General features: G+C 70.5%; 22 protein-coding genes. 10 read left to right on the top strand and 12 right to left on the bottom strand.

Annotated features, from left to right (window positions below; genetic code table 11):
• Positions 1–3: 3 nt before the first annotated feature.
• Positions 4–861, bottom strand: a complete 858-nt coding sequence (locus BMW88_RS25170; protein ID WP_089954653.1) for an NAD(P)-dependent oxidoreductase — start codon at positions 859–861, stop codon at positions 4–6.
• Positions 858–1,604 (bottom strand): hydroxypyruvate isomerase family protein, encoded by a 747-nt coding sequence (locus tag BMW88_RS25165; protein WP_089954650.1) that lies wholly within the window; start codon positions 1,602–1,604, stop codon positions 858–860. Before BMW88_RS25165 ends, BMW88_RS25170 begins: the two co-directional genes overlap by 4 nt.
• 120 nt (positions 1,605–1,724) lie before the next feature.
• On the opposite strand from BMW88_RS25165, the gene uraD reads away from it, so the two are divergent.
• Positions 1,725–2,210, top strand: coding sequence for a 2-oxo-4-hydroxy-4-carboxy-5-ureidoimidazoline decarboxylase (gene uraD, locus BMW88_RS25160; protein WP_089954647.1), 486 nt, complete (start codon positions 1,725–1,727; stop codon positions 2,208–2,210).
• A gap of 5 nt (positions 2,211–2,215) precedes the next feature.
• Positions 2,216–3,094, top strand: coding sequence for a factor-independent urate hydroxylase (gene pucL, locus BMW88_RS25155; RefSeq protein ID WP_089954645.1), 879 nt, complete (start codon positions 2,216–2,218; stop codon positions 3,092–3,094).
• Here pucL and BMW88_RS25150 read toward each other — a convergent pair.
• The 4 genes from BMW88_RS25150 to aceB form a co-directional block, all read right to left on the bottom strand.
• Positions 3,021–4,301 carry an FAD-dependent oxidoreductase gene (locus BMW88_RS25150; protein ID WP_143116229.1) on the bottom strand — a complete coding sequence of 427 codons (1,281 nt, stop codon included), beginning with the start codon at positions 4,299–4,301 and terminating at the stop codon, positions 3,021–3,023. The genes pucL and BMW88_RS25150 overlap by 74 nt on opposite strands.
• 30 nt (positions 4,302–4,331) lie before the next feature.
• A complete protein-coding gene (locus BMW88_RS25145) occupies positions 4,332–4,799 on the bottom strand; it encodes an Imm1 family immunity protein (protein WP_089954639.1) in 468 nt (155 codons plus the stop codon).
• 76 nt (positions 4,800–4,875) lie between these two features.
• Positions 4,876–6,045, bottom strand: a complete 1,170-nt coding sequence (locus BMW88_RS25140; RefSeq protein WP_089954637.1) for a DUF6986 family protein — start codon at positions 6,043–6,045, stop codon at positions 4,876–4,878.
• Complete coding sequence (gene aceB, locus BMW88_RS25135; protein WP_245778034.1) at positions 6,045–7,529, bottom strand: malate synthase A; 1,485 nt, start codon at positions 7,527–7,529, stop codon at positions 6,045–6,047. The genes BMW88_RS25140 and aceB overlap by 1 nt, the downstream gene beginning before the upstream one ends.
• 76 nt (positions 7,530–7,605) lie before the next feature.
• On the opposite strand from aceB, the gene BMW88_RS25130 reads away from it, so the two are divergent.
• On the top strand, positions 7,606–8,352 hold the full coding sequence (locus BMW88_RS25130; protein WP_089954632.1) for an IclR family transcriptional regulator: 747 nt from the start codon (positions 7,606–7,608) through the stop codon (positions 8,350–8,352).
• A gap of 165 nt (positions 8,353–8,517) precedes the next feature.
• Here BMW88_RS25130 and ftsY read toward each other — a convergent pair whose 3' ends face one another.
• Positions 8,518–9,810 (bottom strand): signal recognition particle-docking protein FtsY, encoded by a 1,293-nt coding sequence (gene ftsY / locus BMW88_RS25125; RefSeq protein WP_089954629.1) that lies wholly within the window; start codon positions 9,808–9,810, stop codon positions 8,518–8,520.
• 114 nt (positions 9,811–9,924) lie between these two features.
• On the opposite strand from ftsY, the gene BMW88_RS25120 reads away from it, so the two are divergent.
• A complete protein-coding gene (locus tag BMW88_RS25120; protein WP_089954627.1) occupies positions 9,925–11,052 on the top strand; it encodes an anhydro-N-acetylmuramic acid kinase in 1,128 nt (375 codons plus the stop codon).
• A complete protein-coding gene (locus tag BMW88_RS25115; protein WP_089954624.1) occupies positions 11,040–12,599 on the top strand; it encodes a sodium:solute symporter in 1,560 nt (519 codons plus the stop codon). Before BMW88_RS25120 ends, BMW88_RS25115 begins: the two co-directional genes overlap by 13 nt.
• Here the strand turns inward: BMW88_RS25115 and BMW88_RS42080 are convergent.
• The gene (locus tag BMW88_RS42080; protein ID WP_177221286.1) at positions 12,549–13,472 is read right to left on the bottom strand and encodes a GNAT family N-acetyltransferase; all 924 of its coding nucleotides are present in this window, start codon (positions 13,470–13,472) and stop codon (positions 12,549–12,551) included. The two genes, BMW88_RS25115 and BMW88_RS42080, sit on opposite strands and share 51 nt — an antisense overlap.
• A 99-nt stretch (positions 13,473–13,571) precedes the next feature.
• On the opposite strand from BMW88_RS42080, the gene BMW88_RS42075 reads away from it, so the two are divergent.
• From BMW88_RS42075 to BMW88_RS25095, 3 genes are all read left to right on the top strand, one after another.
• Positions 13,572–14,069 (top strand): tetratricopeptide repeat protein, encoded by a 498-nt coding sequence (locus tag BMW88_RS42075; RefSeq protein WP_177221285.1) that lies wholly within the window; start codon positions 13,572–13,574, stop codon positions 14,067–14,069.
• 129 nt (positions 14,070–14,198) lie between these two features.
• Positions 14,199–14,537, top strand: coding sequence for a hypothetical protein (locus BMW88_RS25100; protein WP_089954615.1), 339 nt, complete (start codon positions 14,199–14,201; stop codon positions 14,535–14,537).
• A 24-nt stretch (positions 14,538–14,561) separates the two neighbouring features.
• A complete protein-coding gene (locus tag BMW88_RS25095; protein ID WP_089954613.1) occupies positions 14,562–15,275 on the top strand; it encodes a lysophospholipid acyltransferase family protein in 714 nt (237 codons plus the stop codon).
• Between the two features lie 228 nt (positions 15,276–15,503).
• Here BMW88_RS25095 and smc read toward each other — a convergent pair whose 3' ends face one another.
• From smc to BMW88_RS25075, 4 genes are read right to left on the bottom strand one after another with little or no spacing between them, the layout of a single operon-like run.
• Complete coding sequence (gene smc / locus BMW88_RS25090) at positions 15,504–19,175, bottom strand: chromosome segregation protein SMC (protein WP_089954610.1); 3,672 nt, start codon at positions 19,173–19,175, stop codon at positions 15,504–15,506.
• Positions 19,176–19,235: 60 nt separating this feature from the next.
• A complete protein-coding gene (locus tag BMW88_RS25085) occupies positions 19,236–19,826 on the bottom strand; it encodes an anti-sigma factor family protein (RefSeq protein WP_089954607.1) in 591 nt (196 codons plus the stop codon).
• The gene (locus BMW88_RS25080; protein WP_089954605.1) at positions 19,823–20,329 is read right to left on the bottom strand and encodes a sigma-70 family RNA polymerase sigma factor; all 507 of its coding nucleotides are present in this window, start codon (positions 20,327–20,329) and stop codon (positions 19,823–19,825) included. Before BMW88_RS25080 ends, BMW88_RS25085 begins: the two co-directional genes overlap by 4 nt.
• Positions 20,330–20,361: 32 nt before the next feature.
• Complete coding sequence (locus BMW88_RS25075) at positions 20,362–20,634, bottom strand: acylphosphatase (RefSeq protein WP_089954602.1); 273 nt, start codon at positions 20,632–20,634, stop codon at positions 20,362–20,364.
• 80 nt (positions 20,635–20,714) lie between these two features.
• Between BMW88_RS25075 and BMW88_RS25070 the strand changes: the two genes are divergently transcribed.
• Entirely contained in the window at positions 20,715–21,452 is a 738-nt protein-coding gene (locus BMW88_RS25070; RefSeq protein ID WP_218148198.1) for a CAP domain-containing protein, read from the top strand.
• A gap of 22 nt (positions 21,453–21,474) precedes the next feature.
• The gene (locus BMW88_RS42070) at positions 21,475–21,942 is read left to right on the top strand and encodes a hypothetical protein (RefSeq protein WP_089954597.1); all 468 of its coding nucleotides are present in this window, start codon (positions 21,475–21,477) and stop codon (positions 21,940–21,942) included.
• Positions 21,943–22,067 lie beyond the last annotated feature (125 nt).

Raw genomic sequence — 22,067 nt, 5'->3', positions numbered from 1 at the left:
GTGTCAGGCCCTTCCCGCGAAGTTCTCGATGACCTTGAGCAGCGCGGAGTGGTCGAGCGACCCGTAACCCTGCGCGCGTGCCGCCGCGACCAGCGCGGCGATCTGGTTGGTGACCGGCAGAGCGACGTCCGCGGCCCGCGCCGCGTCCAGGGCGATGCCCATGTCCTTGTGGTGCAGGTCGATCCGGAAGCCCGGCTGGAACTCGCGCGCGATCATGGACTCGCGCTTGAGGTCGAGGATCCGGTTCGCCGCGAGACCGCCCGCGAGCACGTCGAGACCCGCCTTCGGGTCGACACCGGAAGCCTCCAGCAGCACGATCGCCTCGGCGACCAGCGCGTAGATGCCACCGACCACGAGCTGGTTCGCCGCCTTCACGACCTGGCCGGCGCCGTGCGGTCCGACGTGGACGATCGTCTTGCCGACGACCTCCAGGACCGGCCTGGCGGCGGCGAAGTCGGCCTCGTCGCCGCCCACCATGATGCTGAGCGACGCCTGGACCGCACCCGTCTGGCCGCCGCTGACCGGCGCGTCGAGCACGCGCACGTGCGTCAGCCTCCTCGCGATCTCGATCGAGGTGGACGGGCGGATCGTGCTCATGTCGACCAGCAACGTGCCGTCGTCGAACACGACCTCGTCGATCACCGCCTCGACCTGCGGGTGGTTCGGCAGCATCGTGATGACGACCTCGGCGCCGCTCACCGCCTCCTGCGCGCTCGACGCGGCCTCGCCGCCGTCGGCGGTGAGCTTCTCCAGCGACGCGGAGCTGAGGTCGAAGCCCGTCACGTCGTGCCCGGCGGCCACCAGGTGGGCCGCCATCGGCGAGCCCATGACGCCCAGGCCGATGAATCCGATCTTGCTCATGCGTTGTCCCTCCAGGCGAAGGAGTGGGTGACGGGCTGGTACTCGGCGCCGACGAAGCCGGCGTAGCCGTTCGCGCGGAGCTTCGCGAGGTGCCCGAAGAGGTCGAGCTCGCCGGTGCCGGGCTCACCACGTCCGGGAGCGTCGGCGATCTGCACGTGACCGATCCGGTCGACGTGGTCGGCGAGCAGGTCGAGGTCGTCGCCGTTCGTGGCGAGGTGGTAGAGGTCGGCGAGCAGCTTCACGTTGCCGCGGTCGATCTCGTCGATGAGGTCGAACGCCTGCCGGGCGGTCCTGATCGGGTACCGCGGCGCGCCGCTCAGCGGCTCGACCACGAGCTGGGCGCCGGCCTCCGCCGCGACGTCGGCGGCGAAGCGGTAGTTGGAGACGGTCTGCGCGGTGGTCTCGAAGTTGCCGTGCAGCGCGTTGAGCGTGCGGCAGCCGAGGCGGGCCGCGAGGGCGGTCGCGACCTCGGCGTTCGCCCGGAACTCGGTCTCCCGGCCCGGCCAGCTCGCGAGACCGCGGTCCCCCGCCGGCATGTCGCCCGCGTGGAGGTTGAGGCCGACCAGGCGCACACCGGCGTCCCGGATCGCGGCTTCGAACGCCTCGACCTCGCGCGTCTCGGGTACGGCATCCGCGAACGGCCACCAGATCTCGACCGCGTCGAACCCGGCGGCCCGTGCCGCTGCCGGGCGTTCCAGCAACGGCAGTTCGGTGAAGAGCATGGACAGGTTTGCGTCGAACATCTTGGGCCCGTTCCTTCCACATAGCGGAAGTTGTATTTCGTACTACGGAGACACTAGACATCCCGAGAACCGTGGGTCAAGAATGTGGAAACTTGATTCCGCGATACAGAAACTTGGAGGATCGTGGAGAGCTTCAACAACTCCCCTGAGGCCGAGCTCCGGCCCCTGCTCACCGAGTGCCTCGCGGTGCCCCGCTGGGTCGACGCGGTCCTGGCCGGCAGGCCCTACGCGTCGATGGACGCGCTCCTGGCGGCTTCTTCCGCCGCCGCGCGGGGACTTTCCGACGAGGAGGTGCTGGGCGCCATCGCCGGGCACCCGCGCATCGGCGAACGACAGCGGACCGGCGGGGTGTCGGCGCAGTGGTCGCGGTCCGAACAGTCCGGTGTGGACAGTTCACTGGCCGGCCGCCTGGCGGCCGCCAACGCCGCGTACGAGGATCGGTTCGGGCACATCTACCTGGTGTGCGCGACCGGCCTGAGCGGCTCGGAGATGCTCGACAACCTGTCCGCACGCATGGACAACCCGCCGGAGGTCGAGCTCCGCGTCGTCAACGACGAACTCGCGAAGATCGCCGCCTTGCGGCTGCAGAAGCTGATCGGGAGCTGAAGAACATGGCCATCGTCCTGGGCCCCAACCAGTACGGGAAGGCGGAGAACCGCCTCGTCACGGTGTCGCGCAACGGGTCCGTGCACACGATCAGGGACCTGACCGTCAGCACCTCGCTGCGCGGCGACCTCGCCGACACCCACCTCACCGGCGACAACGCGAAGGTGCTCGCCACCGACACGCAGAAGAACACGGTCTACGCCTTCGCCAAGCAGGCCCCGGTCGGCGAGATCGAGGACTTCGCGCTGCGCCTGGGCCGGCACTTCGTGGGCTCGCAGGAGCCGATCACGGGTGCGCGGATCCTCGTCGACGAGCACGGCTGGAACCGCATCGACGGCCACGACCACGCGTTCGTGCAGGGCTCGAACGAGAAGCGCACCACGGCCGTGACGATCGAGGGCTCGCAGGCGTGGGTCGTGTCAGGCGTGCGCGACCTGGTGGTGCTGAAGTCGACCGGGTCGGAGTTCCACGGCTACCCGAAGGACCCGTACACCACGTTGCAGGAGACCGACGACCGCATCCTGGCGACGTCGGTGACCGCGCGGTGGCGGTACACCGGCACGGACACCGACTGGGCGAAGTCGTTCGCCGAGATCCGGTCGGTGATGCTGAAGACGTTCGCGGACAAGCACTCCCTGTCGCTGCAGCAGACCTTGTACGCGATGGGCGAGGCCGTCCTGCAAGCCCACCCCGAGGTGGCCGAGGTGCGGCTCTCCATGCCGAACAAGCACCACTTCCCGGTGGACCTCAGCCCGTTCGGCCTGGAGAACCACAACGAGGTCTTCTACGCCGCGGACCGCCCGTACGGCCTCATCGAGGGTTCGGTCCTGCGGGACGACGCGCCCGACGCGGGCCGAGCCTGGAGTACTTTGCCAGCCTTCTGAACACCACCGGGTTGAACAGGCTCACCGGCGGGGCGACCATGTGCACGACCCTGACGAAGCGGCGGAACAGGTCGGGGTCGTGCACGATCCCGACCTGCCACTTCTTGAGGTACCAGCCGAGCACGCCCCTGCGCCTGGCCTCCACCCAGCCGCGGTCGGCGTTGCTGGACAGCGCCCACGTCCCCCGCGCAGTCTTCGCGACCTCGCGCTGGAACGCCCGGCAGCCCTCGGCGGAGAAGTCGTCGTGCCGCCGGAACAACAGCGCCTCCATTGCCGCCACGGTCATGCCCTGCCCGTAGACGGGGTTGAACGCGCACACGGCGTCGCCCACCGCCACCAGCCCGCCCGGCCAGTTCGCGGTGGCCTCGAAGGCGTTGCGGCGGCTGGCGGTGCGGGCGAACAGGTAGACCGGCGTGAGCGGCTCGGCCTCGGCGAGCAGCTCCGAGATCGGCACCCGCAACGAGTCCAGGAACTCCTCGTAGCCCTCGGGGTCCCGCGGCGCGTGATCGCCGGCGGCACCCTGCGCGGTGACCATCAGCCGGTCGCCCTCGATGCGCATCACCGCGCAGCCGCGCGAGATGCTCGGGGCCGACAGGCTTTCGGCGTACGCCACGGGGAAGTCCTGCGGCGCGGTGTAGATCCTGGTCGCGTACCCGGTGCGGGAGTCGACCACCTCGGGTTCCGGCGCCGTGATCCCCGCCTGCGCGAGCCAGGCCGGCAGCTTCGACGACCGGCCGGACGCGTCGACGACCAGGTCCGCCGCGATCCTGCCGTCGCGCGTGAGCACGCCGTCCACGTCGCCGCCGCGGAACGACAGCCCGGTGACGTGCACGTCGTCCAGGACCTCGGCGGTGACGCGCCGCCTGATGCGGGTTTCCAGCAACGGGCGGCTCAACGACAGCAGGGGCAGACCGGTGTGCGTCGTGGCCAGCCACCCGAGCGGGTTGAGGATCCGCATGTCCCCCGCGTCGGCCAGTGGCGCCCCTGCCGCCACCAACTCGGCGCGCAGACCGGGGAACAGCTCCTCCATGACCTCGCCGCCGCGCACGAGCAGCCCGTGCACGTGCCTGCCCTGCGGCACGCCAGGGCGGTACTCGGGTTCGTCGGACAGCTTGTCCCGCTCCAGCACGACGACGTCGTGCGACTCGCCCAGCACGCGAGCCGCCAGCAACCCGGCGATCCCGCTCCCTACCACCACGGCCCTCATCGGCCCATTGAACCAGCGGTCGGCCGCGCGTCACCGGTTTTCGGTCGCGCGCAAAGACATCTGCTGGTCACGCCACGAGTGGAACAGATCGGCCTCGCTGTACCAGCCGACGCCCGTGGGGCGCTCGCCGGTCGTCATGAACTCGATGAGCAGCTCCCGGTACAGGTCCAGCGGCACACCGACGCCGGGCGGGAAGTCCGTGTACTTCTCGTTGACGTACGGCGCTTCCGCGGACCCCTTCGGCCAGCCCATGAAGGTGTTGTCGACGTAGTACAGGTAGCCCCAGGAACCACGCACGGCGAGCACGACGTTGTGGTCCTGGTCGCCGTCGGCGGTGACGTCCCGGCCGAAGTGGTCGAGCGACCCGTCGTTGCACTCGGGCCTGGCGAGCAGCTCGATCACCTTGTCGACATCCGCTTCGCACGCGACGACCTGGTACCTGTGCTCCGCCGCGTCGAGATCGGGAAGCCCTGTCCAAAGGCCGGCACGCATGCTCATGCCAGCCACCCTGCACCTGTTGCCCCGCGACTTTCGAGGCACGGCGGCAGAACCACACGAACGGGCGACGATCCGATCAGCCAGACCGCGTGGCGAGGCCTCGCAGCGCCTGCTCGTCCAGCCCTGTCGCCACCTGCACCTCCGCTGGGTCGAGCGCACCGCAGTCGACCGCGCGGAGGAAGAACGACGACAACGCCTGGGCCGTCGCGGGTTCGTCGAGGACGCCGCCGGAAAGGCGCTGCGCGTAAGCCTTCAACCGCGCGGCGTCCGCCTCCAGGCCTTCGCGGTAGAAGCCGTACACCGCCGCGTACCGCGTCACCAGTTGGGCCGGGTGCAGGTCCCAGCCCTGGTAGAAACCGTTCGCCAAGGAACGCCGCACGAACTCGTAATGCGTTCTCCAGCCGAGTTCCTTCTGGTCACCGACCGGCAGGACGTTGGTCGAGCCGTCGGACAGCCGAACCCCGGTGCCGGCGGCGGAGACCTGCATGACGTGGCGCGCGAAGTCGCACGCGGGATGCGCGAGGTGTTGCTGCGCCGCGGACAGCCCGCAGTCGGCGGTGTAGTCGTACGTGCCGAAGTGCAGGCCCGTCACCTTGCCGCCGCCGGCCGCGACGAGCCGCGGGATCGCGAGCCTGCCCTCGGCGTCCACGACGGACCGCGTGGTCTCGACCTGGATCTCGAACCGCAGTGGCTCGCCGAAGAGGTCGAGCACCTCCGCGAACACCTCGACCTGCTCGGCGGACGTCACCTTCGGGAAGGTGATCACGAAACCGGGCGGGACCTCGCCCAGCGCGGTCAGGAAGATGTCCAGGGTGCGCAGTCCGCGCTCGCGCGACGCCGGGGTGTCGAAGGACTTGATCCGCAGCCCGAACGACGGCGGCGCGGTGCCCGCCTCGAGCCAGCGGGACACGATGTGCGCCGTGCTCTCGGCGTCCATGTCCTCGACGTCGTCCTCGGGCGCGCCGTAGCCGTCCTCGAAGTCGATGCGCAGGTCCTCGACCGGCTCGGTCCTCAGCTTGGCCTCGACCCGGTCGAGCACGCCCTCCGGCAGGTCCGGCAGCAGACCGGGGTCGATCGACGCCAGCGCCTCGCGGCCCCAGTCGGCGACCGTGGAGGCGATGATGCGGCCGGCGGGCACGTAGCACGTGTGCACGGGCTGCCGGCCCACCGGCCAACGGCGTTCCACAGTGGACAACCGGGCGGTGAGCCGCGCGACGTCGTCCGGGGACAGCGATGTCCGGTACATCAGATGCGCTCGTACGCCGGCAGCGTCAGGAAGTCGACGAAGTCCTCGGACAGCGCGACCTGGTCGAACAGCTCGACGGCCGCCGCGACGTGCGGGCCTTCGAGCTCGGCGCCGACGCGGGCCAGCACTTCCCTGACGACGTCGGCGGTGACCCGCGTGCCGTCGTCGAGCACGACCCCGTTGTTGACCCACTGCCAGATCTGCGACCTGCTGATCTCCGCGGTGGCCGCGTCCTCCATCAGGTTGTGGATCGCCGCCGCGCCGTTGCCGCCCAGCCACGACGCGATGTACCGCACCCCGACGTCGACCGCGGACTCCAGCCCCGCCCGCGTCGCCGCGCCACCCGCCGACTTGAAGTCCAGCAACTGCTCGGCCGTGACGCTGACCTCCGGCCGTTGCTTGTCGATCTGGTTGGGCTTGTCGCCCAGCACGGCGTCGAAGATCTCACGGCAGATCGGCACGAGGTCAGGATGCGCCACCCACGACCCGTCGAAACCATCGGTCGCCTCGCGCGTCTTGTCCTCACGGACCTTGCGCAGCGCGTTCTCGGTGACCTCCGGGTCGCGCCTGTTCGGGATGAACGCCGCCATGCCACCCATCGCGAACGCCCCGCGCTTGTGGCACGTCTTCACCAGAAGCTCGGTGTACGCGCGCATGAACGGCGCCGTCATCGTCACGCTGTTGCGGTCCGGCAGCACGTAGTCCGCGCCCGCATCTCGGAAGTACTTGATGACGCTGAACAGGTAGTCCCACCGTCCGGCGTTGAGCCCCGACGCGTGGTCACGCAGTTCGTAGAGGATCTCCTCCATCTGGAACGCGGCCGGGATCGTCTCGATGAGCACCGTCGCGCGGATGGTGCCGTACGGGATGTTCAGAAGCTTCTGCGCCGTCGTGAAGACGTCGTTCCACAGCCGTGCTTCGAGGTACGACTCCATCTTCGGCAGGTAGTAGTAGGGCCTGCCCAACTCGGCGTTGTGGAAGAAGTGCAAACCGAAGTCCACGAGCGCACCGACGGCGTTCCGGCCCCCGAACTGGAGGTTGCGCTCGTCGAGGTGCCATCCGCGCGGCCGGACCACGATCGTCGGGTACGGCCCACCCTTGAGCCGGTACTCCTTGCCCTCCGGCGAGGTGTGCTCGATCGTCTCCCGCGCGGCCTCGTAGAGGTTGACCTGCCCCTGCACGACGTTGTCCCAGTGCGGCGTGTTCGCGTCCTCGAGGTCCGCGAGCCACACCGCGGCACCGGAGTTGAGCGCGTTGATCGTCATCTTGCGCTCGGTGGGCCCGGTGATCTCGACGCGCCGGTCCCTCAACGGCTCGGGCGCGGGCGCCACCTGCCACTCGCCGTCGCGGATCTCGCGCGTCTGTTCGAGGAACCCGAGAGCCCCCCGCTCCTTGCGCAGGGCGAGCAGCTCGTCCCGGCGGGCGGCGTGGGCCTCGTGCAGCTTCGCGACGAACTCAAGAGCCTCTTCGGTGAGGACCTGCACCTGGATCCACCTCTCTCGGTTTTGCTGTGTGGACTATAGTTTTTGCATTGCGGAACTGCAATGGAAGGAGCCGCACGTGTCCACAGGTGGCGTGCAGTCCCTGCAACGAGCGTTCGACCTGCTGGAACGCCTGGCCGACGCGGGCGGCGAAGCCTCCCTGTCCGAGCTGGCGGCAGCGTCCGGCCTGCCCCTGCCCACGATCCACCGCCTGATCCGCACCCTTGTCACGCTGGGCTACGTGCGCCAGAACAGCAACCGGCGCTACACCCTCGGCTCGCGCCTGATCCGCCTCGGCGAGACGGCCTCCCGCCAGTACGGCACGTGGGCCCGCCCGCTGCTCTCGCAACTGGTCGACTCGGTCGAGGAGACGGCAAACCTGGCCGTGCTGGACGGCGACGAGGTCGTCTACGTGGCGCAGGTGCCGTCGAAGCACTCGATGCGCATGTTCACGGAGGTCGGCCGACGCCTGCTGCCGCACGGCACCGGCGTGGGCAAGGCGATGCTGTCGCAGCTACCGCGAGACGACGTCCGAGCCCTGCTGGAACGCACCGGCCTGCCCGCCTACACCCCGAACACGATCACCGACCCGTCCGAGCTGCTGGACTCGCTGGACGAGATCGCCGAGCGCGGCTTCGCGCTGGACGAGTCGGAGCAGGAACTGGGCGTCCGGTGCATCGCCGTGCCGGTGGTGGGCGGACCGACGATGGCCGCGGTATCGGTGTCGGGACCCGAGGGACGGCTCACCAAGGACGCGGTCACCCGCATCCTGCCCGAGGTGCTGGCGGTGGCGAAGAGGCTCGCGGACCAGGCCGCGACAGCCTGACCGCACTCCCGAGCCGTCCGCGATGGCGAATCCGAGCCCGCCGCGAAGCCGCAGGCGAGCCCGTCCGGAGCGCAGCTCCGCGCCCAACGCAACCACACTGCGAAACAGCAAGCCGCCCGAAGCAACGGGCGTGCCATCAACCCGCGTCAGCCGACCAACCCCACCTCAGCCGAGCAACGCGTCCACGAACGCCCCGGGCTCGAACGGCGCCAAGTGGTCAGCCCCCTCACCGAGGCCGACCAGCTTCACCGGCACCCCCAGCTCCCGCTGCACCTGGAAAACGATGCCGCCCTTGGCCGTGCCGTCCAGCTTGGTCAGCACGATGCCGGTGATGTCGACCTGCTCGGCGAACACGCGTGCCTGGGTGAGCCCGTTCTGGCCGGTGGTGGCGTCCAGGACGAGCAGGACCTCGTCCACGACGGCCTGCTTCTCGATGACGCGCTTGACCTTGCCGAGCTCGTCCATCAGGCCGACCTTGGTGTGCAGCCGGCCCGCGGTGTCGATGAGCACCGTGTCGACGCCCGCGTCCATGCCGCGCTTCACCGCGTCGAACGCGACGGAGGCCGGGTCGCCGCCCTCGGGGCCGCGCACGGTCTCGGCGCCGACGCGCTTGCCCCAGGTCTCGAGCTGGTCGGCGGCGGCGGCGCGGAAGGTGTCGGCGGCGCCGAGCAGCACGGTGCGGCCGTCCGCGACGAGCACGCGCGCGAGTTTGCCGGTGGTGGTGGTCTTGCCCACGCCGTTGACGCCCACGACGAGCAGCACGGCGGGCTTGCCCGCGTGCGGGAGGGCCTTGAGGGTGCGGTCCATCGACGGGTGCAGGGCGTCGATCAGCACCGAGCGCAGCAGGGCCTGGGCGTCGGCCTCGGTGCGGACGCCGGAGCCGGCGATCTTCGTGCGCAGGGTGCCGACGATCTCGGTCGTCGTTGCGGCGCCGAGGTCGGCGATGAGCAGCGTGTCCTCGACGTCCTGCCACGAGTCCTCGTCGAGGTCGCCCGCGCCCAGCAGGCCCAGCAGCGAGGTGCCGAACGCGTTGCGCGACTTCGAGAGCTTGCCGCGCAGGCGCTCCAGGCGTCCCTCGGTCGGCTCGATCTCCTCGACCTCGGACGCCCGTTCCGGCAGGTCGACCTCGACGAAGCCGCGTTTGACCGAGTCGCGTGGCACGGAGGCGTCGTCGCCGACCCCCGGCTGGCCGTCGACCTCGGTCCGCTCGGCGACCGGGTGCTCGACCGGCGCCTCGGTCACCTCGGCCGACTCCACCGCCTCGCCCGCCGTGGCGTCGGGGGCGGCGGGGGCCAGCGAGATGCCGGACGACGCCTGGTAGCCGCTGGGGCGTGGACGCTCCTCCTTCTGGGTCAGGCTGATGCGACGGCGACGCGTCAGCACCACACCGGTCACCAGCGCGGCGGTCAGCACGACCGCCACGACTACGAGGATCAGGACAAGGGAAGACGTCGACACGGGGTCATGGTTTCACAAGCCGTCATGTGACCCGTCAACCACTTAGTGCTCGATTCGGCGAAAATTTCACCACGGCTCTTGCGCCCGGCCACGGTGTGGAATAGACCACACGTCGTGAAGGTGATCGGACTGATTTCCGGGACGTCGATGGACGGCATCGACGTCGCCGTCGCCGACCTGTCGATCAACGGTGACGTCGTCGAGCTCGTACCGGTGCAGTGCGCCGAGCACCCGTTCCCGGACGACCTGCTCGCCACGCCGCGGGACCTCGCCGAAGTGTGCGCCTTCGACACCTCGCTCGGGCAGGCTTTCGGCGAAGTCGCCGCCGGGTACCTGCCAGCGGACCTGATCTGCTCGCTCGGCCAGACCGTCCACCACGAGGTGCAGGACGGCGACTGCCTCGGCACGCTGCAGCTCGGCCAGCCCGCCTGGATCGCCGAGCGCACCGGCGTCCCGGTGGTCGCCGACCTGCGGGTCCGCGACGTCGCGGCCGGAGGGCACGGCGCCCCGCTCGCCTCCACCCTCGACGCGCTCTGGCTCGCCGGGCAGGCGCCCGCCGTCGCGCTGAACATCGGCGGCATCGCGAACATCACCGTCGTGCGTCCGGGCAGCCCGCCGATCGCCTACGACACCGGACCCGGCAACGCGCTGCTGGACGCCGTCGTGGAGGTCATCTCGGGCGGCCGGCGCCGCCAGGACACGAACGGCGAGATCGCCCGGCGCGGCCGGGTGCGGGAGGACGTCCTCTCCCGGCTCCTCGCCGACCCGTACTACGCCAAGCCGTGGCCCAAGTCGACGGGCAAGGAGCTCTTCAACGCCGGCTACCTCCAGGGCTTCCCCACCGTCCCGGCCGAGGACATGCTCAGAACCCTCGTGGAGCTGACCGCCCGCACCATCGCGGACGCCTGCCGCGCGCACGACGCGAGCACCGTCGTCGCCTCCGGCGGCGGCATGCGCAACCCGGTGCTGGTCGAGGCGCTCACGAAGGCGCTCGATCCCATCCCGGTGCGGATCAGCGACTCGCTCGGCCTGCCGCGCGACGGCAAGGAGGCCTACCTCGCCGCTCTGCTCGGGTTCCTGACGTGGCACGGGATCCCGGGCAACACGCCCTCCGCGACCGGCGCGTCCGGGCCGCGGCTGCTCGGCAGCATCACACCGGGGAGCGGGCCGCTGCGGCTGCCCGAACCCGTCACCGGTCCGGTGACCAAGCTGGAAGTGGGGGAACCGAAGTGCGTGCACTAGACCTCGCGATCATCGTCCTGTTCCTCGTCGGCATGCCGTTGCTCGGCATGGCGATCGGCGGCAGGCAGAAGTCGTCCACCGACTACTTCGTCAGCGAGAAGCGCATCTCGTGGTGGGTCGTCTGCTTGTCGGTCGTGTCCGCGGAGACGTCGACGCTGACCGTGCTGAGCGTCCCGGTGATCGCCTACATGGCGACGCCCGCGCAAGGCGGCATGACGTACCTGACGCTCGCGCTGGGCTACATCGTGGGCCGCATCATCGTCAGCTTCGTGCTGCTGCCGCGCTACATCGCCGGCGACCTCGTCACGGCGTACGCGTTCCTGGGCAAGCGCTACGGCAACGGGATGCGCGCCACGGCGTCGGTGACGTTCCTCTTCACGCGCCTGCTCGCGGACGGCATCCGGCTCTTCGCGACGGCGATCCCGATCAAGGTGGTGCTCGCCCAGTACGGGATCACCGCGTCGTACTGGGTGATCGTGCTGGCACTGGGCATCGTGATCGTGTTGTACAGCTTCTTCGGCGGCGTGCGCGCGGTCGTGTGGGTCGACGCCATCCAGATGCTCTGGTACGTCCTCGGCGGCATCGTGGTGATCTGGGTGCTGGCCGGCCGGCTGCCGGACGGCTGGCTCGGCAAGGCCGCCGACGTCAACAAGTTCCAGCTCTTCGACTTCACCTCGTCACCGTTGACGGGCGCCTACCCGTTCATCGCGGCGTTCTTCGGCGGCGCGTTGCTGTCGATGGCCTCGCACGGCGCCGACCAGCTGATCGTGCAACGGCTCATGGCCACGCGCGACGTGAAGTCCGCGCAGAAGGCGTTGATCGCCTCCGGGTTCGTGGTGTTCCTGCAGTTCGCCTTCTTCCTGTTCATCGGCGTGATGATGTGGGCGTTCTACGCCGGCGTCGACCCGGTGAAGGACCTGGGGCTGGGCAACAAGGACGAGCTGTTCGCCCACTTCATCGTCAACGACCTGCCGAGCGGCCTGTCCGGCTTCGTCATCGCCGGCATCCTCGCCGCGGCGCTGTCGTCGTCGTTGGGCGCCTTGGCCTCCAGCACGGTCACCGACGTCTACGAGCGCGTCCGCAAGACCCCGATGACCGACGACGAGCGCCTGCGCCACGGCCGGATCTGGACCCTGGTGTGGGCGGGCCTGCTGATCGTGTGCGCGGGCCTGTTCGCCTCCTCGAACAAGACCACCGCGGACCCGATCGTGGTGCAGGCGCTGGGCATCGCCGGCTACACCTACGGAGCGCTGCTCGGGGCCTTCCTCCTGGGCCTGGTCTTCAAGCGCGTCACGCAGGTGGACGCGATCATCGCGTTCGTGACGACGGTGCTGGTGGTCGGTTTCGTCATCCTCGGCGTCAAGTTCGCCGGCAGCACGCCGACGATCGACTTCGCGAAGGCGGACGCGACGCGCAAGTCGCTGACGGGGTGGTGGAACACACCTCTGGGCGTGGCGGTCACCCTGGTGGTGGGCGGGTTGCTCTCACTGCGGCACTCACGCGGTGTGCCGGTACGCGACGAGCTCGACGTGCAGGCGAAAGCCTAGGCGCGCGAACATGTGCTGCGACGACTCGTTGCCGGAGTAGATCGACGCGGCGGCCTGCGGTCGTGCACCGTGGTCCGCCGCGAGCTTCCACAGCAGCTCGGTGACGAGGGCGGCGCCCACGCCCTGACCGCGGACGTCGGGTTCCACCGCCACGAAGTCGACGTAGTACTCCTCGGGTTGTGCTTTGCCCGCGGCGTACCCGAGCACCCGCTGGCCGTCCATCGCGACGACGACCGTGCGGGTCTCCGGTTTCGACTCGACGAGCTGCTTGCCGGACAGGTACGTCCGCGGGAAACATCGCTCGTGCAGCACCGCGACGGCCTCGTGCACGAACGGATCGGTCGGCAGGACGCGCATCTCGCGCTCGCTGGGGCACTTCGCGTCCCGCAGCAGCAACGTGCGCAGGTCCCCGTTGTCGAGGACGTGGATGGCGCTCGCCTTGCCGGCGGCGAAGCCGTGGCGTTCGGCGAACGCGGCCAGCCGCCGGTGGGCGGTGTGGCCGTAGAGCTCGAGGTCGGTGACGCCGGCGAGGAGCTCGGCGGCGCGCAGGAACAGCGCGTCGGCGGTCTGGTCCCAGATGCGGCTGCCCGCGGGGTGGTTGACCGGTACGTCGACGAACGGTCCGTGCAGCCACGCGCGGCCCAGTTCGGGGTCGATCTCCACGCTGAGCATGCCGGTGATGTTGTCGTCGGCGTCGACGGCCACCACGGTGCAGTCGGCCCAGCTGGGCTCGAACTCGCCGAGCTCGGCGCGGAGCTCTTCGACTGTCTCACCGAGGTAACCGATGTGATGCGCGTTGTCGGCCTGGAGCCGGACCAGCAGCGCCATCGTGGCGCCGAGGTCGCCAGGTTCGGCGAAACGGATGTCGTACATAAGAGGAATGGTTGCTCGCACGGCCGTTCGAAGCGAGGGAGTTTTCCGGACGTCCCGAGCCACGGGCGGCCGGGCGCACAGCTCTATAGAATGGCGCGGATGGACTCCGTCCGAGAACTGGAAGAGCTCGTGGCCGCCCGGCGAGCCGCGCTCGGCGCCGACCACCCCGACACCCTGTCCGCGCGGGGCGCCCTGGCCGAGGGCAGAGCCCATGCGGGTGATTTCCGGCGAGCGGTCACCGAGTTCAGGACGCTGGTCGAGGACCGCACGGAGGCGGCGGGCGCGGAGCACCCCGACACCCTCGGCGTCCGGCTGGACCTCGCGAAGGTGCTCGGCGCGGCGGCGCGGCACACCGAGGCCATCGGCGTGTGCGAGCCCCTGCTGCGCGACCAGCTCCGGGTGCTCGGCCCCGAGCACCCGGACGTCCTGGAGACCCGGCAGCTGCTGGCCAGCGTGCGCTACGCGGCCGGTGACGCCGCGGGCGCGGCCGGCGAGCTGGAGCGGCTGCTGGCCGCCCTGTCGCGCGTGCTCATGCCCAGCCACCACCGGATCACCAGGGTGAAGCGCGACATCGAGTTCCTGAAGCGCGCCGTGTGACGTGCGAGACAACACTCACACAGATGGCCTCTTCGGCGCTGGTATGCCGCCTCCCGGTCGCGCACGGCCACCGGCACCTCCCCCAGATTCGGGCTTGCAGGGCTGGTGAGGGTGAGGGACTCTTCTACGGTGAGTGAGGAAACGATCCAACTCGATCTCAACGAAACCGGGGTGGCCGTCGACCTGCCCTTGCCGCCGAACAACCGGGACAGCGTCCAGGGAGTTCCGTACCGGCCGGTCGAATTCCGAGACGATGATCTGCCCGCCGCCCTGGAGCGCGCCGCCGCCTGGCTGCGGCAGACCCAGGAGTGGCTTGGCGAGCCCGTGGACGTCATCGCGGTCCACCTCGACTACGACGACACCCACGGCAACCCGTACTACGACCTCAAGTTGCTGTGCAACGACGAGGACCTGGCGGGTGTGCCAAGGGTCATGCGAGAACACGAAGGGGCCGCTACCGGCCAGTAGCTTTTCCGGCTACCGTTCGGAAGCATGTCGGATCGCGTATACCCCCCGGTGATCGCCGCGGCAAAGCTCATGTTCAGGGTGCTGGACCTGCGGATCACCGTCGAAGGGGCGCACCACGTCCCGCGCACCGGTGGAGCGGTGCTGGCGTCGAACCACGTCAGCTACCTGGACTTCATCTTCGCGGGCTACGGAGCGCACCCCTCGAAGCGCCTCACGCGGTTCATGGCGAAGCAAGAGATCTTCGCCAACAAGATCGCAGGCCCGCTCATGCGCGGCATGCACCACATCCCCGTCGACCGGAGCGCGGGCCAGGCCTCCTACCAGCAGGCCCTGTCCGCGCTCCGCACCGGCGAGGTCGTCGGGATCTTCCCCGAGGCCACCATCAGCCGTTCGTTCACGGTCAAGGACATCAAGTCCGGCGCGAACCGCCTGGCGCACGAAGCCGGCGTGCCGCTCATCCCCGTCGCGCTGTGGGGCACCCAGCGGCTCTGGACCAAGGGCCGCCCCAAGGACCTCACCCAGCGGCACGTGCCCATCACCATCCTCGTCGGCGAGCCGTTCGAAGCCTCCCCGGACGACTCCGGGGACGCCCTGCTGCGCCGGCGGATGCAGGAGCTGCTGGACGTCGCGCAGGCCGGCTACCCGACCGAGCCGGGCGCCTGGTGGGCGCCGCGGCACCTGGGCGGCACCGCGCCGACGCCGGAGGAAGCGGCGGAGCTGGACCGCTCGGGACGGTGACCAGGCGGTACAAGGTTTTCACAAGCCCCGTCGGGCAGAGTGGGTTCTGCGCACGCGAGCGGTGAGGTGCGACTGGGGGGCTTCGCCCCTCGCGGCGCCGGGCTGCGTCCGCTCGGCGATGTGGGGGACCTCCCTCACCGGGAGGAAGGTCGCCGCGCTGGCGCAGCCTGAAGCAGAGGCCGCGGCCGGGGCTGGTTCACGCCCTGGGCACCCGCTCCGGCCGCCCTCTCAGGCCCCGGAAGCTCCCGGTGCGGCCTCGGGCGCTTCCGGCGAGACCTCTGCTGCCTCCGTGGCGGGCTCGGCAGGCACCTTGGCGGCCGCCGCCCGTGCGGACTCGTCCCCGGTGCGCAGCCGCTGCGAGATCACCTGCGAGATGCCGTCACCGCGCATCGAGACGCCGTACAGCGCGTCCGCGATCTCCATGGTCGGCTTCTGGTGCGTGATGATCAGCAGCTGCGACCGTTCCCGGAGCTGCTCGAACAGGCTGATCAGCCGGTGCAGGTTCGTGTCGTCCAGCGCCGCCTCGACCTCGTCCATCACGTAGAACGGTGAGGGGCGGGCGCGGAAGATCGCGACCAGCATCGCGACGGCGGCCAGCGACTTCTCGCCACCGGAGAGCAGCGACAGGCGCTTGACCTTCTTGCCGGGCGGGCGGGCCTCCAGCTCGATGCCGGTGGTCAGCATGTCGTCGGGCTCGGTCAGCACCAGCCGGCCCTCGCCGCCGGGGAACAGGACCTTGAAGACGACCTCGAACTCGCGCGCCACGTCCTCGTAGGCCGACGTGAAGACCTCCAGGATCTTGTCGTCGACCTCCTTCACGACGGTCAGCAGGTCGCGCCGGGTGTCCTTGATGTCCTCGAGCTGGGTCGAGAGGAACTTGTAGCGCTCCTCCAGCGCGGCGAACTCCTCCAGCGCGAGCGGGTTCACCTTGCCCAGCAACGAGAGGTCGCGCTCGGCGCGCTTGGCGCGCCGGGCCTGCGTGTCGCGGTCGTACGGCATCGGCTGCGGCTCGGAGACCTGCTCGCCGCGTTCCTTGGCGGCCTGGTACTCGGCCATCTCCGCGGCCGACGCGGGCACCATGGCGTCCGGACCGTACTCGTTGACCAGGTCGTCCAGACCGATGCCGAAGTCCTCGGCGATCTTGGTCTCGAGCTGCTCGATGCGCAGGCGCTGCTCGGCCCGCAGGACCTCGTCGCGGTGCACGGCGTCGACGAGCTTCTCCAGCTCGCCGGACATCTCGCGGACCAGGTTGCGCACCTGGGTCAGCAGCAGCTCGTGCTGGGCGCGGCGTTCCTGGGCCTGGTCGCGTTCACGGGCGGCGCGGGCCAGCGAGATCTCGATGCGTTCCAGCGCCCGCTCGCCGGCGCGGACCACGGCCTTGGCGACCTGGGCGCCACGCGCGCGGTGCTGCGTCGCGCGGGCGTGGCGTTCGCGTGCCTCGCGCTCAGCGCGTGCGGCACGGCGCAGTGCGTCTGCTTTGCCCTGCACCGCGCGTGCGCGCTCCTCAGCGGTGCGCTGCACGAGCCGCGCGTCCATTTCGGCCTGACGGGCCTGAGCCAGCTCCGCGGCCAGCGCGTCGCGCTGGTCGGTGTCCGGCTCGTCCTCGAGGGTCTGCTCCTCCTCGGCCATCAGCAGCCGCTCTTCGAGCTCGCCGAGCTTGAGCAGGGCTTCCTCGCGCGACCGCTCGACCTTCGCCCGCTGCTCGCTGATGCGGCTGACCTCGGCCTCCGCCGCGCGCACCGCCGCGGCCATGCGGTTCAGCCGCTCGCCGGACCGGGCCTGGCGGACCTTGGCCTCCTGCACGGCCTCCTTGACGGCGTCGAGCACCTTGCGGCGGGCCTGCTGCTCGGCGCGGGCGCCCTCCAGCGCCGCCGACGCGTGCTCCAGCGCGCGTTCCGCGGTCGCCAGGGCTTCCTGTGCCTCGTCGACGGCCGCCTGGACCTCGATCACGCTCTGGCCGCGGCCGCCGGAGCCGCCGACCGCCCAGTCCGCGCCGAAGATGTCGCCATCGCGGGTCACCGCGCGCACGTTCAGACGTGCGGCCGTGTCCAGGTCATCCACCACCGCGAGGCGGTCGAGCGCACGAGCCAGGGCCGGACGCAGCGCCTCGGGCGCGTGCACGACGTCGATCGCCCACTTCGCCCCGTGGGGCAGCTGTCCCCACCGCGAGGTGTCCACAGCGGACCCCGGCGAGCCGATCAGCACGCCCGCGCGGCCGGCGTCCTTCTCCTTCAACAGCTTCAGCGCCCGCAGCGCGCCGTCGCCGGACGACACCGCGACGGCGTCGGCGATCGGGCCGAGCGCGGCGGCCAGCGCCACCTCGAAACCCGGCTCGACCGTGAGCAGCGCGGCGACGGATCCCAGCAGGCCGGGAACGTCCGACGCGAGCAGCGCGCCGGCGCCGTCCTTGCGAGTCAGGCCGAGCGACAGCGCGTCGACGCGGGCACGCCACGACGCGATGTCGCGTTCCGCGGTGCGTTCGGCCTTCACCAGCTCCTCGACGCGCTGCCGCGCCGCGTCGTTGGCCTGCACGGCTTGGCGGTGGCGCTCGTCGAGGCCGTGGTCGTCCTCGTCCTCGGTGCCGGTGATCTCGCGCGCCTCGGCCAGCTCCATCGACGCGAGCTCGACGCGCTCGGTGGCCTCGGAGAGGGTGACGGAGAGGCGTTCGATCTCCTCGGCGGTGGCGTTCGTCTTGCTGCGCAACGCCTCCACCTGACCGGACAGGCGCGCGAGGCCCTCCCGGCGGTCGGCGATCGCGCGGACGGCGGCCATGTGCGCCTTCTCCGCCTGCGAGACCATGCGCTCCAGCTCGGCGCGCGTCTCCACGGCCTCCGCGAGCGCGATGCGCGCCTCGGTCACGCCCTCCTGGAGCTCCAGCTCCATCTCGGCGGTCTCCTCGGCCTCGCGGTCGAGGTCGTCGGGGTCGCGGCCCCTGCTCGGCGCGTCCAGCTCGGCGGAGAGGTGCCTGGCGCGTTCGGCGGCGAGCCGCACGGTGCCGCGCAGGCGTTCCTCCAGAGCGGACAGCCGGTACCAGGTGTCCTGGGCGGCCTGCAGCTTCGGCGAGTCGGCGGCGACCCGCTCCTCCAGCTCGTTCTGCTGGTACTGCGCCGCCTGCAACGACTTCTCGACCTCGGCGCGGCGCGCGCGGGCCTTCGCCTCGTCGTGCTCCTCCCTGGCGATGGCCTCGCGCTGCGTCACGAGGTCGTCCGCGAGCAGCCGCAGCTTGCTGTCGCGCAGCTCGGACTGGACGACCTGGGCGCGGCGGGCGATCTCCGCCTGCTTGCCCAGCGGCTTGAGCTGGCGGCGCAGCTCGGCGGTGAGGTCGGTGAGGCGGGTCAGGTTGGCCTGCATCGCCTCCAGCTTGCGCAGCGCCTTCTCCTTGCGCTTGCGGTGCTTGAGGACGCCGGCCGCCTCCTCGACGAACGCGCGCCGTTCCTCCGGTTTGGACTCGAGGATCGCGGCGAGCTGGCCCTGACCGACGATCACGTGCATCTCGCGGCCGATGCCGGAGTCCGAGAGCAGCTCCTGGATGTCCATCAGGCGGCACGAGCTGCCGTTGATCTCGTACTCGGTGGCGCCCTCGCGGAACATCCGGCGGGTGATCGACACCTCGGTGTACTCGATCGGCAGCACGCCGTCGGAGTTGTCGATCGTGAGCGTCACCTCGGCGCGGCCGAGCGGCGCGCGGCCGGACGTGCCGGCGAAGATGACGTCCTCCATCTTGCCGCCGCGCAGGTCCTTGGCGCCCTGCGTGCCCATGACCCAGCGCAGCGCGTCGAGCACGTTGGACTTGCCGGACCCGTTGGGGCCGACCACACAGGTGATGCCGGGCTCGAAGCGCAGCGTGGTAGCCGAGGCGAAGGACTTGAAGCCCTTCAGCGTCAGGCTCTTGAGGTGCACGCCGCGCAGAGTACCCAAGCGCTTGCGCCGGTCGCGGGACGCGGGTCCCGGCTTGCGTTTCTACGGGCGCAGGGTGACCAGCGGGCCGCTCTCGTCCGACACCTCCAGCCGGTCGATCTGGTCGACCCGGAACGACGTGGACCCGGGAATCCGCTCGTCGGGCCCGTGGTCGGAGCCCCACCAGCCGCCGATCTCGCGCTGGCCCCGCCGGTCGAACACGACGACCTTGCAGCGCGCGCCCGGTTTGACGTCGCTGAGCTTGAACCACATCTCCGTGCCCCACGACTTCTGCACCATCGCCACCTCGCCGTTCACGCCGGTGCCGGGGTCCTCCGCCGCCCACGTGGGCGCCGCCGGTGCCGGCAGGAACAGGATCCCGCCGGCCAGCGCGAGCGCCGCGAGGACGGCCGCGCAGACCAGCACCACCCGGCGGTGGCGGTCCGGTCCCGGCGGGCGGGCGGGCAGGACGTCGAGGTTCTCGACGTCGGCCAGGCTGAGCCGCCCGAGCAGGCCCGGCAGCGGGGCCAGCCGCAGCAGCTCGGCCCGGCAGGCCTCGCACGTCCCGAGGTGGCGCTCGAACGCGGACCGCTCCTTCAGCTCGAGCGATCCGAAGAGGTAGGCGCCGGCGTCGACGGTGTGCTTGCAGCTCACGCCTCGGTCACCCCTCTCTCCTCCAGTGCGTCGCGCAGCGCCCGCAGCGCGTAGAAGCAGCGCGACTTGACCGTGCCCGGCGGGATGCCGAGCGTCTTGGCGGCCTCCGCGACGGTGCGGCGGCGGTAGTAGAGCTCGACGACGACCGCCCGGTGCTCGGGCGTGAGCGCCCGCAGCGCCGACGCGATCTGCCACGTCTGCAGGACGTGCTCGATCCCGTCGCCGACCGGCGGCAGGTCCACCGGTTCGAGCGGCACCTCGGTCGCACGCGCGTTGCGGCGGCGGTACCCGGAGATGACCAGGTTCCGGGCGACCGTGTAGAGCCACGGCGCGGCGTCGTCCGGTTTCAGCTCGTCGTGGTGCCGCCACGCGCGCAGCAGCGTCTCCTGCACGACGTCCTCCGCCTGCTGGTAGTCACCGTCGACGAGCCGCAGCACGTAGTGCAGCAGCGGGCCTCTCCAGCGGTCGTAGAGCTGGATGAGGACGTCTTCGGCGGAGTCCACGACCCCTACTACGCCACCTCGTTTCGAAAGGTTCAGCGCTCCGCGAAGCCGGTCAGGCCACCCCTGGCGGCGGACCACTGCTCACCGACGGACTCGACGTGCCCCGGGGTGTCACCCGATCGGAGAGCCACCAGCAGTTGTTCACACTTCTCCCGCGGTCCCTCCGCGACGACCTCGACGCGGCCGTCCGGCCGGTTCGAGGCGCTGCCGACGAGGCCCAGCTCCAGCGCCCTGGCTCGCGTCCACCAGCGGAAACCGACCCCTTGCACCCGTCCGCGCACCCAGGCGTTCAGTCGTACGTCCACCCCTGAATGGTTGCGTAGTCACCCAAGGTGACTAGCAACGCACTCTCGGGTGTCACCCATTAGTGGTACCGTCCCGAGCCGTGAGTGCCCGCAGCCTCTTACTCGGCCTGCTGATCGGTGCGACCGGCGTCGGCGGTCTCGCCGTCACCGGCACCTCCGCTCTCGGCCTCAGCTTCACCAACGCCGCGCAGCAGGAGAGCACCGGAGCAGCGAACCAGTTCGGAACGGGCAGCGCCGCCACCCCCGGCAGGCAGACGACGTCCGAGAACAACAACACGGGTGTCGGCACCCCCACGGCATCGTCATCGCCGTCGTCCTCCGCTCCCACCACCTCTTCGACGACGGCCACCCCCTCCTCTTCTTCGTCCCAGGCGACGACCACCACGACGACGCCCCCCGAAGCGCCCAAGCCGACGAGCTCGCCGAAGCCCCCTTCGCCGCCGGCGGGCCAGTCCCCCGAGCAGGCCGTGCTCGCGCTGGTGAACCAGGCCCGCGCCGCCAAGGGCTGCCGGGCCCTCGTGGTCGACGACCGCATCACGACCGCCGCGCAGGCGCACAGCACGGACATGGCGACCAAGAACTACTTCTCGCACACGTCGCAGGACGGCAGGACCTTCGCCCAGCGGATGAGGGAGGCCGGCTACCCGAACCCCGGCGGCGAGAACATCGCGAAGGGCTACGGCGACGCCAAGGCGGTCATGGACGGCTGGATGAAGTCCCCCGGCCACCGCGAGAACATCGAGAACTGCAGCTTCACCACCATGGGCCTGGGTCTTGACACCCGCGGCAACTACTGGACCCAGAACTTCGGCCGTTGACGTCTTGAGCAGGGGAAACTTCGTGTACGAGAGCCCGGAACCGGACTCGCGCCAGCGCCTCTTCCGAGGTGCGCCGCAGGTCGTCCTCGCCGCGTCCGGCGTGGTGCTGGCGACCCTCTTCGCCGCCGTCGCCTCGCTCGCCGCGGGCTCGGACACCGCCACCGAGACCCCGGCGACCCAGCCTCCGCGCAAGGAGGCCGTGCGCGACGCCCTGAGCGTCGTGCCGACGTCTTCGCCGACGTCCTCCGTGGAGCTCACCTCGTCGTCGTCCTCGTCGGCGAGCACGACCACCACTACCACGACGACGAAGAAGACGACGCGCGTCACGACGATCACGCGTCCTGACGGCACCACGACCACGGTGACGACCGATGACCCGCCGCCGGTGAACACGTCGACCTCGACGACCACCACCACGACGAGCACCACGACGTCGTCGTCGACCACGACCACCACGTCGGACCCGACTACAACGACGACGAGCCCGTAGGGTTACGCCAGTCACCACGCCGTAACGCAGAGCTACACGAAGGTGTGGCGTCGCTGAGGCGTTGGTGCGTTTCCGCCGATAACTCGAACGCAAGTCCATCCGACCGGGTTTCCCACGAGGAGATG

The organism is Lentzea xinjiangensis (assembly GCF_900110955.1).
Classification (GTDB): domain Bacteria; phylum Actinomycetota; class Actinomycetes; order Mycobacteriales; family Pseudonocardiaceae; genus Lentzea; species Lentzea xinjiangensis.
Note: the sequence above shows the minus strand (reverse complement) of the source record. Positions and strands in the feature narration are given on the sequence as shown.

Bases quoted from the DNA above. Each gene is read 5' to 3' on its own strand.
- BMW88_RS25170 (WP_089954653.1), bottom strand. From the start codon at position 861: ATGAGCAAGATCGGATTCATCGGCCTGGGCGTCATGGGCTCGCCGATG.
- BMW88_RS25165 (WP_089954650.1), bottom strand. From the start codon at position 1,604: ATGTTCGACGCAAACCTGTCCATGCTCTTCACCGAACTGCCGTTGCTG.
- pucL (WP_089954645.1), top strand. From the start codon at position 2,216: ATGGCCATCGTCCTGGGCCCCAACCAGTACGGGAAGGCGGAGAACCGC.
- BMW88_RS25150 (WP_143116229.1), bottom strand. From the start codon at position 4,301: ATGAGGGCCGTGGTGGTAGGGAGCGGGATCGCCGGGTTGCTGGCGGCT.
- BMW88_RS25145 (WP_089954639.1), bottom strand. From the start codon at position 4,799: ATGAGCATGCGTGCCGGCCTTTGGACAGGGCTTCCCGATCTCGACGCG.
- BMW88_RS25140 (WP_089954637.1), bottom strand. From the start codon at position 6,045: ATGTACCGGACATCGCTGTCCCCGGACGACGTCGCGCGGCTCACCGCC.
- BMW88_RS42080 (WP_177221286.1), bottom strand. From the start codon at position 13,472: ATGTACGACATCCGTTTCGCCGAACCTGGCGACCTCGGCGCCACGATG.
- BMW88_RS42075 (WP_177221285.1), top strand. From the start codon at position 13,572: ATGGACTCCGTCCGAGAACTGGAAGAGCTCGTGGCCGCCCGGCGAGCC.
- BMW88_RS25095 (WP_089954613.1), top strand. From the start codon at position 14,562: ATGTCGGATCGCGTATACCCCCCGGTGATCGCCGCGGCAAAGCTCATG.